10 protein-coding genes are annotated in these 12323 nt (G+C 37.8%); 5 read left to right on the top strand and 5 right to left on the bottom strand.

The genetic code is table 11. The annotated features are described in order from the left end of the window. Positions 1–71 precede the first annotated feature (71 nt). The 4 genes from B3600_RS06840 to B3600_RS06825 all read left to right on the top strand — a co-directional run bounded on the left by B3600_RS06840 (position 72) and on the right by B3600_RS06825 (position 3254). Positions 72–638: a Crp/Fnr family transcriptional regulator gene (locus B3600_RS06840; protein WP_286752481.1), complete on the top strand. Its 567-nt coding sequence runs from the start codon at positions 72–74 to the stop codon at positions 636–638. A 58-nt stretch (positions 639–696) separates the two neighbouring features. Next, positions 697–1278, top strand: a complete 582-nt coding sequence (locus B3600_RS06835) for an NAD(P)H-dependent oxidoreductase (protein ID WP_286752480.1) — start codon at positions 697–699, stop codon at positions 1276–1278. Positions 1279–1400: 122 nt separating this feature from the next. Then, positions 1401–2675 (top strand): adenylosuccinate synthase, encoded by a 1275-nt coding sequence (locus tag B3600_RS06830; protein WP_286752479.1) that lies wholly within the window; start codon positions 1401–1403, stop codon positions 2673–2675. A gap of 12 nt (positions 2676–2687) precedes the next feature. Then, complete coding sequence (locus B3600_RS06825; RefSeq protein WP_286752478.1) at positions 2688–3254, top strand: Crp/Fnr family transcriptional regulator; 567 nt, start codon at positions 2688–2690, stop codon at positions 3252–3254. Positions 3255–3367: 113 nt separating this feature from the next. On the opposite strand, the gene B3600_RS06820 is transcribed toward B3600_RS06825, so the two are convergent. The 3 genes from B3600_RS06820 to B3600_RS06810 form a co-directional block, all read right to left on the bottom strand. After that, positions 3368–4603: a porin gene (locus B3600_RS06820; RefSeq protein ID WP_286752477.1), complete on the bottom strand. Its 1236-nt coding sequence runs from the start codon at positions 4601–4603 to the stop codon at positions 3368–3370. Positions 4604–4883: 280 nt separating this feature from the next. Next, positions 4884–6419 carry a RagB/SusD family nutrient uptake outer membrane protein gene (locus tag B3600_RS06815; protein ID WP_286752476.1) on the bottom strand — a complete coding sequence of 512 codons (1536 nt, stop codon included), beginning with the start codon at positions 6417–6419 and terminating at the stop codon, positions 4884–4886. A gap of 11 nt (positions 6420–6430) precedes the next feature. After that, complete coding sequence (locus tag B3600_RS06810) at positions 6431–9676, bottom strand: SusC/RagA family TonB-linked outer membrane protein (RefSeq protein ID WP_286752475.1); 3246 nt, start codon at positions 9674–9676, stop codon at positions 6431–6433. A 473-nt stretch (positions 9677–10149) separates the two neighbouring features. Here B3600_RS06810 and B3600_RS06805 point away from each other — a divergent pair, with 473 nt between their 5' ends. Then, positions 10150–10509: a VOC family protein gene (locus B3600_RS06805; protein ID WP_286752474.1), complete on the top strand. Its 360-nt coding sequence runs from the start codon at positions 10150–10152 to the stop codon at positions 10507–10509. Between the two features lie 51 nt (positions 10510–10560). Here the strand turns inward: B3600_RS06805 and B3600_RS06800 are convergent, their stop codons facing one another. Both B3600_RS06800 and B3600_RS06795 read right to left on the bottom strand, forming a co-directional pair. Continuing rightward, positions 10561–11250 carry an energy transducer TonB gene (locus tag B3600_RS06800; RefSeq protein WP_286752473.1) on the bottom strand — a complete coding sequence of 230 codons (690 nt, stop codon included), beginning with the start codon at positions 11248–11250 and terminating at the stop codon, positions 10561–10563. Between the two features lie 131 nt (positions 11251–11381). Then, positions 11382–12314, bottom strand: coding sequence for a DUF1735 domain-containing protein (locus B3600_RS06795; protein WP_159332777.1), 933 nt, complete (start codon positions 12312–12314; stop codon positions 11382–11384). Positions 12315–12323 lie beyond the last annotated feature (9 nt).

Genomic DNA, 12323 nt, shown 5'->3' with positions numbered 1-12323 from the left:
AACATTGAGCCGATTAAAACACATCGAATCTATCTTGTAGGAACACCGCAATTTTTCTAAGTTTGGACTTCATGATAGCAACATATTTTCGGTCTTTGCGTCTGTTCGACGAAGAAGAGATCAATCAGATTGTTCAGCTTTTTGAATACAGAAAGCTGAACAAAAACGACTTTTTTGTTAAAGAGAATCAACCTTGTCATGAGGTTGCATTTATACAATCAGGGATCTTCCGTTCTTATTATAGCAGTGCGAATAGGGCAGATATTACCTATTGTTTCCGCTTTCCCAATACATGGATAGCGGCCTACTCCTCCTTTATTACAGGCGGGCCAAGTATGGAGACCATGCAGGCCATTACCCCTGCCGAACTGTGGACGATCAAAAAAAATATGATTGATAAGCTTGCTAAAAATAGCCTAAAATGGACAAAATACCTTAAAATGATTGCCGAGGAACAATATCTTGAACTTGAAAAACGCGTCTTTCAATTACAAAAAGAAACCGCATCACAACGTTATGCCAATTTACTCAAAGATCATCCTGATTTTATCCAACAGCTTCCTTTACAATACCTCGCTTCCTATTTAGGCATTACACAACGTCATTTAAGTCGTATTCGCAGCGAAATTTCTTTTTAGACATTTGTCCTGTAAAGACGGTAGCCCTATTTCTATTTTTGTGATGTAATAAAACATCATGGAGAAAAAAATACTGATTATCAATGGCCACCCGAATCGGGAATCTTTCAATTTTGGCATCGCAAATGCCTATCAAGAAGCTGCGGCAGCGTCCGGAGCTACAGTACGAACAATCCATATTATTGACCTAGATTTCAATCCAAACCTTGAATTTGGTTATCGTAAACGGACAGAACTTGAGCAGGACCTACTTCTTGCCTGGGAAGACATCTTATGGGCCGATCATTTGGTCTGGATACATCCCGTTTGGTGGGGCGGTCTTCCAGCCTTGATGAAAGGCTTTATCGACAGACTTTTTTTACCTGGACGGGCTTTTCAATATCGCGAAAACTCTCTATTTTGGGACAAATTACTCAAAGGAAAAACTGCCCGGATCATTACAACACTCGATCAACCAAGTTGGTATTATGCTTTAGTTTACGGCAGGCCAAGTGTTAATCAACTAAAAAGATCCACCCTTCAATTTTGTGGAATATCGCCGGTTAAAGTCACCTATATCGGAATTATCAAAACTTCCGATCCTATTAAACGGAATAAATGGCTACAAAAAGTACAACGGTTGGGACACAAACAAGCTTAAGTGCAATCCATACGCATTAAGACTGCTGGCCAAATGATAATGAGGAGCACTTTTTGCCAAATGGCAATTGTCCTCCGCCTTGCAAGCCCTAGCTTTGACCATAAATTCAAGACAAACGCAACATGGACATTCTAATTGGGCTCCAATGGGGAGACGAAGGTAAAGGAAAATTCATTGATCTGATCGGAAGCGACTATGACATTATCGCCCGTTTTAATGGCGGCGCAAATGCCGGACATAGTATTTACTATCAAGGTAACAAAGTTACGCTTAAACTACTCCCATCAGGCATCTTTTCACCGCATGTTAAAAACATTATTGGCACCGGTGTGGTAGTTGACCCATTAGCATTTAAAGCAGAAATCGAAGAACTAGCGCACATTATGCCAGATCAAGATCTCGTTGATAGAATTTTGATATCCCAAAAAGCGCATCTCGTTTTACCGACCCATCGTTATTGGGATATCTATATGGAACAGTCCCCACTGTATCGCACGATAGGAACGACCAAAAATGGAATTGCGCAAAGCTATTCCAATAAAATACTCAGACAGAACCTTCGCGTTGGTGATATTCACTCGGATAGTTTTGACACTGACATATATCAAATTTTAAACCGCCAATACAAAGAACTACAGTTTTTGGGACAAGAAATGCCTGCATTCGAAGAGCTCTACCACAATTTTATTCAAGGATGCACTTCCTTAAAACAAGTGCCAATTATAGATACTGAAATCTTTCTGAATAAGGCGATCCGAGATGGCAAGAAGGTATTGGCGGAAGGCGCGCAGGCAACTCTGCTTGATATCGACCATGGAAGTTATCCCTATGTGACCTCATCAAATACGATTGCCTCCGCAGCCTGTGTAAGCTTAGGTGTGTCGCCTAAACTGGTGGATAAAATTTATGGCGTTACAAAGGCCTATTGCACCCGTGTGGGGAATGGTATTTTCCCAACGGAGATCACAGGACAAGCTGCCAATGATTTACGGGAAAAGGGAGCTGAATTCGGTTCCAATACCAAACGTCCCCGTCGTGTCGGCTGGCTGGATATCCCAGCATTAAAATATGCCATTATGTTAAACGGAGTTACGGAACTCGTTCTTACGAAGGCCGACATTTTGAACGAAATGGCTGACATCCCCGTCTGTACCCATTATGAAATAGATGAACAAAAAATTTCTTTAGCATTTTCCCAATCTTCTGAACAAAAAATTAAACCGATCTGGAAATATTTAAAAGGTTGGAATACCGATTTCTGTAATATCAAGCAAGCAAACTTGCTTCCACAAACCTTGAGGACATTTATATCTTTTCTCGAAGAAGAATTAGAAGTTCCCATAAAGTATCTTTCAACAGGACCTCAACGTGAAGAATTGATTAAATTAGCTAAGTAATATAAAGGGAACATGGAGCAATTACTGGAATACATCCGAAAATTTGGACAGCTCGATTTGCGAGAAGAGAACTTAATTCGACAAGAATTCGAAAAAAAGAGTATTCCAAAGTCAAGCTATTTTGTCGCTTGCGGTAAAGTAAACAATAGCATTGCTTTTGTGGAATCGGGGGTATTCCGTTCGCTCTATTACAACAGTAAAGGCGACGATTTTACGCGTTATTTTATTTATGAAGGTCGTTTTATTGGGGATCTTCAGAGCTTCTTGGATCGAACACCTTCCAACGACTATATAGAATCCCTCACAGATAGTGAGATCTGGAGCCTTGATTTTGAGAATTTTACGCTTCTTGAAAAGGAAATTAAAGTTTGGCCGTTGCTGATGGCCAAACTTTATGCTTTTGTGGTGGAAAGTAAGTTAAAAACGGCAAATACCATGATGAATCTCGATGCCAAAGAACGCTATCTCCTGTTCTTAAAACTTTACCCGGGTTTAGCCAATCGTGTTCCATTAGCCATGTTAGCGTCCTATTTAGGGATTACCGCATCATCACTGAGCCGGATTCGGAAAAACATCTAAGTGTCGGGAGATCTCTAAATCAAACGGCCTAAACAACCTACTATATTGGTCAAACTAAATATTGATCCTCCCCCTCAACACCGATATTCGCGAAAAAACAGCACTGAGCCAATTTACCAACGATAAAGCAGCCTTGTAGTGAAAACATTATCTTTCAGATCAGCCGAAAAGTTGGGTAAACTTGTGGTTTCGTTCGTTACATGCTCATTATATACGGTCAGTTTTATCCTATTGTTAATTTGATATGCAAGACCATAGCCCAGCGTACTAAACTTAACATCGCCATCGGCCGTAAAATTATCAGGCATGCCGATTGTCATGCCACTTGCTTTCGTATTTGGATCATATACGTCATACGCTATCAATGCAGTAATACCGGTCTTCGCAATCTCCTGCGTAAACCAAAGATAATATCCATTAAATTTACGTTGATAAAGGTCTGTTGTCGGCTGGGTTGTAAAACTTCTGCTGGCGTAAGGTCCTTTAATATCGACACCACCGGCAACTCCAGGCTGGTCTCCTGCCACATATTCGGTTTTGAAACTGGATTTCCCGAAGCTATTATCAAACTCTACCTGTAAGTTTGCTCCATAATAGTTCCTGCCGATGGCTTTACCTTCATTCTCATCACTGGTATGCGCTGTATAACCATTGCTATTGGGCGTATAGTACGTTTTCGTATCATTACGCACTGAACCTTTATAGAACGAGCCGCCAAAGCCCAAATGAAGTTTTTTATCGGCTAAACTATCAAATTTAAAAGCAAGATTACCGATCAGATCCTTTTTAGAATCATAGTCCTTAGCGGAGTGACCACTACCGTTCACCAAGGCTAAATCTAAATTTAAGAATTTAACTTTACCCCCAGGATGATAACTTACCATCCCTCCAAGATCACGTTCGCGTGGCATCAACGTCTGGAATACACGTGCCCGTTCCGGAAAGTCACGATAGCCCGATGAGTATACAATGGAATATCCAAAAGGTCTATTGAAAAGTCCCGCCGTTAAACTAAGGCCTTTTTGACTTGGGTGACGCAATTGAATAAAGGCATCCATTAACTGCACGCCATCTTGAGTAGCATCCAATTGAAAGACAATACTGGAGTACGTATCCACCCGATCAATTTTAAGACGTCCCCTGCGGATCATAAATCTGTTATCCGAATTCTTTGAAAAATCCCCACCTGAAAAGGACGTAATTCCAGGAGATTGCGCCTTTTGAAACTGTGTTTGAAGGTACCCCGTAATCTTGATATCATGTGGATCATAGCTGGAGGGCGCATTATTATTTTGCGCAAGTGCTACAACGGGTCCTATCAGAGCTAAGAGTAAAAGTGCTTTTTTCATGAGAATTTTAAATAAATTATCTTTTTCGCTTTTGATGATATGATACGAGCAGAATCATTTTTCCTTCTTCTATTCCATCATCTTTCAACGGCGTAAAAATAGATTCTCAATATTAAGTTAATATTAATAAATTGTTAGTCTATTAATTTATATACATAAAATTAATGATTTGGTAATATATCACCTTGCAGGTAGTTTCTATACATTGAGAAATTTTTAAAATAAAAAGGCCGATACAAAATTGTACCGGCCTTTCAATCCTATTGATTCATACCTAGAATTATTCCAACCCCTTATTATAATCGCTCTCACGAAGAGGAATAGACCAAGTCCACTTATTTTTATCTTGAGGATTAATCGTAACAGCTAGAGATGTAAGGAAATTACCTCCGTTCGCATTATTTCTTCTTACAATAGAATCTCCCCAACGTTTCATATCAAACCAATCGAATCCTTCGCCCCATAGTTCAACCGCGCGATACAGCTTAATTTCATTAAGTAGATCTGTGCCTGTTTTTGTACAAACATAGTTGACATTCCTTCCTGAAGTAGCGTTTAATGTATTAAGCACACCTTGAACTTCGCTTGCTGCTTTATTTTGGAAAAATTTCGCTTCAGCTTCAATGAGGTACATCTCGGAAGCCCTAAAGTGATTTAAGTTTCCAACACCCGGTAGATCATTCGCTTTAAACTTAAAATTCATGTAAGCGTATGGCACAGCGTTAGACTGTAATTCAGGATATAAGGCAAATGCCCTAGCCTTCATCGTCGCTCCGGCCAATCCTGTAGCTGTTGTATACGCTTCGCCTTTTGGATCTAAGAAAAGATCTCTTCTAATATCTGTTGAAGGAATTTTATCGAACAATTCTCTACTGATACATTTCGGCGCTGTTCTAACAGCACTTGCCGATGAATTATATGCAATATACGATTGAAATGAATAGAAGTATAACGTTTCATCAGACGCACCGTAGCTACTCCAAATCCATTCTCCATTTGGATTTGCAAAGCCACTTTTATACTCCGTATTGTTCATCAATTTATAATTAGCACGCGCTAGAATTGCATATTTCTCAGCATTGACATAATCCTGCTTGTTCAAAGCAGCTCGAGCATAAACCGCATAAGCAACATCTTTATTCACTTGATAATTGGCATTTGGATTACGGTTAATTTTTGAAGATTCATATAATGAAATGGCATCATTCAAATCCGTATAGATCAAATCATAAGTTTGGCTCAAGGTTGATAAAGGCATATCTCCAGTTGACACATCTTTTCTTAACACCAATCCATTTGTCTGCCCATTATTTGAGTCACTCCATCTATTTCCATAGATTTGAGCTAGCATCATGTAACTGTAAGCACGGTAAGTCAATGCTTGCGCTTTTATAAATTGTTTGTCGGCTAAGTTTCCATTCGCAGCATCTATATTTTCGACAATTTGATTTGCGTTACCAATGATCTTATAGTAATAAAACCAAGGATAATACAAGTAAATACTTGTTAAGTTTTGATTATAATTTGCATTAATAATGTCTGCCCAGCCACTTAAGTTGACAAAAAAATTGTTTCCAGGATAGTTTCCATAGTACATTTTGATTGTCCCCTCTCCATTAAAGCCTTGGCTACCTAAATACTGTTGGGTCATCATTTTTGCCAAACCGTTAACGGCTACTTCAGCATTTTTTGTCGTCTCAAATACTTTAGAAAGCTCAACGGAATCTGTAGGACTTGTATTTAGATAGTCTTTTTTGCAAGAAGAAACAAGAATCATTCCTGCTAACAATACTTTTATATATTTATTATTTTTCATTGTTTGATTTCTTATAATCCAATTTTTACACCAAAAGAAATTGTACGTGGAGTAACCCACGCATTTGTGCTGGTACCATTCCATTGCTGTTGTGGGTTCATTCCTTTACGTTTTGTCATTGTAGACAAGTTTTCAATTCCAGCAACAACTCTCACGGAAGACAAATCTATTTTACTAACCAATTTTTTTGGCAAACTATAACCCACCGCAATATTCTTGATAACCAAATAGGATCCGTCAACTAAGAAACGATCGCTAGTAGCATAATTATTCATACTACTTTGAGAAAAGTTAATAGCTGGAATGCCATTTACATCCAATCTATTTGCCGAGGATGCTGTCATTCCATCAGGGATACCGTTCCACGATTTCATGATATCCGAGTGCAACGCACTTGGAGTACCGGACATGGCCATCAAACCAGCATAGGAAGAATCGTATACTTTACCACCGATAGCGTAAGTGAATAACGCTGAGAAGCTGAAGTTTTTATACTCAAAGCTGGTATTGAAACTTCCATTCATTTTAGGAATAACCGATCCGGACCAGCCCCTTAGACCATAGCTAGAAGCATTAGTTACGTAGTATTTTCCATTAATTTCAACAAGTTCCGCTGTAGGGATCTCTGCTTTTCCTGGCGCAGAACCATTCACATTAAAACGCTGTGTATCTGCCAGGTAAAGTGAACGACCAGTAAGCTGATCTACCCCAGCATATTTAAACAACCAAAAATCATAACGTCCACCGCCTTCAACCCATTTGAAATTACCAGTTACAATTCCGTTCTCCCTATTCTCTTCAGGTAGTGATAAAATTTTATTTGTCAACCAAGTTGCATTGGCACCAACATTCCATCTCCAACCATCACCTTTTAACACGTCTACATCAAAAGTTAACTCAAAGCCTCTATTTGACATTGAGCCTATATTTTTTGTAACTGTTGATACTGCACTTGAAGATGATGTTGCTCCGGCAGATAATGGTAGATTAACATCGAAGATCAAATTTTGTGACTGCTTATTAAAGTATTCAAAGCTCAAGTTTGCACGTTTGAATAATCTTGCCTCTATTGCTGCCGAGAAAGAGCTTGAAGTTTCCCATATTAAATCAGGAGAAGGGTTTTGACTTTTAAAGACCGCACCTGCATTCGCATTCTGGCTTAACTCATATAATGATAAATAGGAATATTTATTTGCACTTTCATCATTACCTACTTCACCGTAAGATGCTCTCACCTTTAACTCATTAACGGTATTCAGCATATCTTTAAAGAAATCTTCTTTAGATACACTCCAGCTACCACCTAATGACCAAAAATTCCCCCAACGATTGTCTGGGCTGAATCGAGATGAACCATCTCTTCTAAACGACGCCTCCGCAAAATATTTACCAGCGTAATTATAACGAGCACGAGACAAGAAACTTTCTACACGATAATCTTCCTGATAGTCATACAGCGATGTAATTTTGGTAAAATTTACCATATCAGTTTGGCCTTCAAAAATTTCATCTGTTTTATAGCCATATAGATAACTCCAGTTGTCAGAATAATTCTCATGTCCTGCCAATAAGTCCAGATGGTGTAAACCAAAATCTTTGTTCCAGGTCAATAATTGTTGAACTGTATAGTTTTTGTAGCGATAAATATTCCTAGCCGCTCTACCCTGACCGGCACCATCCCCTATTATTGCGTTATTATACGTACGACGTTCTGAATTGCGAAGATTTAAATCACCGTTTAAAGTTAGTGTAAAATCTTTCAGAAACTTGAACTCAAGAAAGCCTCTACCATTTACTGTATTACGAACTGTTTGGTCTCTGTTTAATTCATTTTCCCAAATGGTATGTCTTCCGACATATTGCAATCTTGTGGATTCACCATTATCATACTGTATTTTTCCAGCCTCGTCCAATGCATAAGATCCGTCTGCATTATGCAAATGAATTGGATAGATTGGTGCTATCGATCTTGCATAATTATACGGATTAACAAATGAACCTGCATCGTCAGTAGAACCACTAATTTGATTTGAGATCTGATGTGAACCTGCTAAGTTAAAGCCATATTTAAACCAATCTTTAGCTTGCAATTCCGCATTTAGACGACCTGTAAACCTCTTTAAACCCGAATTTTTAATGTATCCTTTCTCGTCTAGGTATCCTGTCGAATAAAAAACCTTTGCTTTATCTGTAGCAGTAGTTCCATCAATGTTATAATTTTGACGATGGCCCACACGATCTACTTCTTTAAACCAGTCCAAATCGTCTGCATATCCATTTTTTATTTGGGCATCAGAGACAAGCTTTCCATTGGAATCAAATAGTTTATCATCAGCTTTATCATAGATGTTTAATTTCAAATAGTTGCTCACCAAAGATTTGGTTGCTTCATCATTTGCAGATTGAACTGTTGGATAGGATGCCGAATTGTTAGTCAGTAAACTATTTCTATATCCCTGCCACATGGCTTCCATAAATTGTCTATCATTCACGCGATCGTATTCGGCAATACCTCTCGAGTAGAAACCCTGATCTGTTGAGATATTAACCTGAGAACGGCCAGCCTTACCCTTCTTGGTGGTAATAATAATTACCCCATTACTAGCCCGACTTCCATAAAGTGCAGATGATGAAGCATCTTTTAAAACTGAAATACTTTCCACATCATTGGGGTTGATATCGGAGATATTACCACCAAAAGGTACACCGTCCACGACATAAAGCGGGTTGTTAGATCCATTCAATGATGAAAATCCACGTATCCGTATACTAGGTTCTGCGCCTGGCATACCAGAAGTATTGTTCAGTTGAATACCAGCAGCAGATCCCTCTAAAGCTGCAAATGCATTGGTAACCGGTCTCTTTTCGATATCTTTTGCGGAGACAGAAGTTACAGATCCAGTCACAGATTCTTTTTTGGCAGTACCATAAGCGACTACAACGACCTCATCTAATGCCGTATTCTGATCCTCTAAAGACACATTGAATAATGATTGTCCTTCTTTAACGATTACAGTTTTATCAGAATGACCGACAGATCTAAAAACCATCATTTTACCAACTGGAACTGATAAAGAATATTTTCCATTTGCATCTGTTTGAGTAGCAATGTTTGATCCTTGAACGGCAATTGTAACTCCTACCAACGGTTTCCCATCAGCGCCAGTTACACGACCGCTAATCTTCTTCTCTTGCGCAAAAGCAACAGACGACAGGATCATACTCCCCACGAAAAAACTGAGTAGTTTGTGTTTCATATGTTTATGTTTGTTTAAATAAGTAGTTTATCTAACTAAATACGATAAAAGCACCGAAGAAACTTTTAATATATGTTTTTCAAAAGTGATGAGCCCAACAGGCTAATACAGTTAGTGTGCAAAACTAGACATGAAATGTTAAGGTTTTGTTAAAAGCAAAGATAAAACAATCTTTTAAAGATGCAACAAGAAGTTAGAAATAGAATCAAAAAACTGGAAAACAAACGATATAAATCATAGTATTTCACACAAAAAAACGACACAAAAAATACTAAATACCAAACAATTACACAAACAACTCACCTTAATCCAAAAAAGTAAATATTTTTTTCATGAAGTAACAATAAATACTGCAATATTTTGTATTTTTCATCATAAAACTATCATTACAATCGATAACAATATAAAAAAAAACACATAACTACTATCAAAAAGACAAAACAATAGTTCAAAACAATCAAAGGCAAATAAAGATGAACTACAAAAGCTTAAATCCAATATTATATACAAAAAACTTAGATCAAACTATTCAGTTCTATACTGAAAAACTCGGGTTTACATGTGTTGAAAAAAACGAAGCATTGAACTGGGCTCTACTGCGAAGTGGAACCATCGAAATCATGTTTTCGCATCCTGTTGAAAGCATTGCTTTTGAAACAGCACAATTTACAGGGTCCCTTTATTTTAACATAGATGATATTGATAATTTATGGGAAGAATTGAAGGATATTGTCAAAATATGTTACGAAATAGAAACTTTCGAATGGGGGATGCGCGAGTTTGCTATTTATGATAATAATGGATATGTACTTCAGTTTGGCGAAAAGAAATAGAGGTAGCAAATACTACCTCTATTTTAGGAATTGATAAAAACACTTTACTAATTAAATATGAGATCTAAACTCTTTCAAGCTTAACTTAAATGGAACAACAACCGAAGACTTTACAGCCTCCCCGTTTTGGGTTGCTGGCTTCCATTTACCTGCTCTGTTTAGGGCACGTTGTGCACTCGTTAACACACCATAACCAGGATCATCTTTTAATTTAACACCAGTAATTTTCCCATCTTCTTTCACAATAAAATTTAACTCATAATCACCAGACAAGCCTGCTTTCAGTGCTTCAGGTGGATATTGGAAATTTTTATAGAATTTTTCAATGAAAGTAGACATGCCTTCAATTGGTTCTGCCTTTACTAGCAGCGACGAACTAGCAGATTCTCTCAAGCTTAACACTTTGTAAGGAAAACGAACCCACGAAGCTACTGGTGATCCATTCTTCTTAGCAGGTTCCCAATCCCCCGATCGTTTAAGAATATCGATCAAGCGGAGTGAAATTTTATCGCCCAAATCCCGAACGATATCAATTGAATCAATTTTCCCATGTTCGTTGACACGAAAATCAAGAACTACTTCGCCCGAAATATCACGTTGTATTTCGGAATTCGATAATTTTAATTGCTTATTCAATTTCGCTGCGAACTGCTCATCACCCTCTTTAGGACGGGCTGGGTTATTCTGGCCATATAGACTTATGGACAAAGCCAGAAAGCATAAGGTACCTAATAATTTCATAATATAAGTTCTAGAGATTGTTAACTAAATATAGGTAATTATTACATAAAAACATAGACTAAGGCACCACTAAAGAAAATAATTTCACATAGAAAAGGTCGNNCGACCTTTTCTATGTGAAATTTGTAGCACTATGGTCTAGGAGAATCAAATTTGATCTGAAGATCAAGAATTTCTCTCTTATTCGTTGTTTGTGCCCAGTCAAAATTTAATGTAAATGTTTTTGTTGCAGGATCATATTTATTGACCTTCCCCGCAATATTTCTTAATGTCGGTGCACCTAAAGCAAACATAGTGACTTCATTAGTAGCAGGGTTAATTGTCGCCCGCAAGTTGTCGATACCAGCAATACCAGAAGTACCACCTGCCCATCTCATATTTGTAATTTCGACAGTGTTTCCATCTATTGATTTAAGCGTAACCTTTGGATTACCAGCCAAACTTCCGTTCAATGCATCACCAATATTTAAAGCACCGCCAGTATAACGTTGTACAAGCCCTTTTTCAACGGTGTAAACACCGTCATATAAGTTTTTCGGTACAACACCTAAGACTATTGCTCCAAAATTACCAGAGATTGTCCCCTCACTTACAGATTTGATTTTTAATCCCAAAGCATAGCTTTCTTTAAAATCGAATTTTTCAGGAAAAAACTTGATGTTTAAGTTTCCAATTTTTTGACCTTTTGGAATTGTAATCTCGTAAGTTGAAACAGTATAATTCGCTGTTTGCAACGGTTGATATTTCGATCCATTCTGTGCATTATAAGCAGTAATTATACTATTATCCAATTCTAGTGTAACTTTAACATCCGCTTTCGGATTATACACCCCTGCTATTTGAACAGGAATTGCAAAATCCGTTGTTGGAACCATATCAAAAGCCTGAATATACAGCGGATATTTACTAGATGTCCCCGAAGATGGCGCTACAAAGTTTTTAAACTCGATGATATTTTCAACATTCCCACCTGCATCGGGACCGATGATTGCATCATCCTTCAAACAACTTGTGAACATAAACGGTAACAACAGTACCGAAATATAATTTATAATCTTTTTCATTTCAAATCA

It is taken from the genome of Sphingobacterium sp. UBA2480, assembly GCF_002341965.1.
Classification (GTDB): Bacteria; Bacteroidota; Bacteroidia; order Sphingobacteriales; family Sphingobacteriaceae; genus Sphingobacterium; species Sphingobacterium multivorum.
This window is presented reverse-complemented; position numbering and strand designations above follow the sequence as displayed.

Coding starts and splice junctions, on each gene's coding strand:
- B3600_RS06810 (WP_286752475.1), bottom strand. CDS start 9,676: ATGAAACACAAACTACTCAGTTTTTTCGTGGGGAGTATGATCCTGTCG.
- B3600_RS06795 (WP_159332777.1), bottom strand. CDS start 12,314: ATGAAAAAGATTATAAATTATATTTCGGTACTGTTGTTACCGTTTATG.
- B3600_RS06835 (WP_286752480.1), top strand. CDS start 697: ATGGAGAAAAAAATACTGATTATCAATGGCCACCCGAATCGGGAATCT.
- B3600_RS06840 (WP_286752481.1), top strand. CDS start 72: ATGATAGCAACATATTTTCGGTCTTTGCGTCTGTTCGACGAAGAAGAG.
- B3600_RS06805 (WP_286752474.1), top strand. CDS start 10,150: ATGAACTACAAAAGCTTAAATCCAATATTATATACAAAAAACTTAGAT.
- B3600_RS06815 (WP_286752476.1), bottom strand. CDS start 6,419: ATGAAAAATAATAAATATATAAAAGTATTGTTAGCAGGAATGATTCTT.
- B3600_RS06800 (WP_286752473.1), bottom strand. CDS start 11,250: ATGAAATTATTAGGTACCTTATGCTTTCTGGCTTTGTCCATAAGTCTA.
- B3600_RS06820 (WP_286752477.1), bottom strand. CDS start 4,603: ATGAAAAAAGCACTTTTACTCTTAGCTCTGATAGGACCCGTTGTAGCA.
- B3600_RS06825 (WP_286752478.1), top strand. CDS start 2,688: ATGGAGCAATTACTGGAATACATCCGAAAATTTGGACAGCTCGATTTG.
- B3600_RS06830 (WP_286752479.1), top strand. CDS start 1,401: ATGGACATTCTAATTGGGCTCCAATGGGGAGACGAAGGTAAAGGAAAA.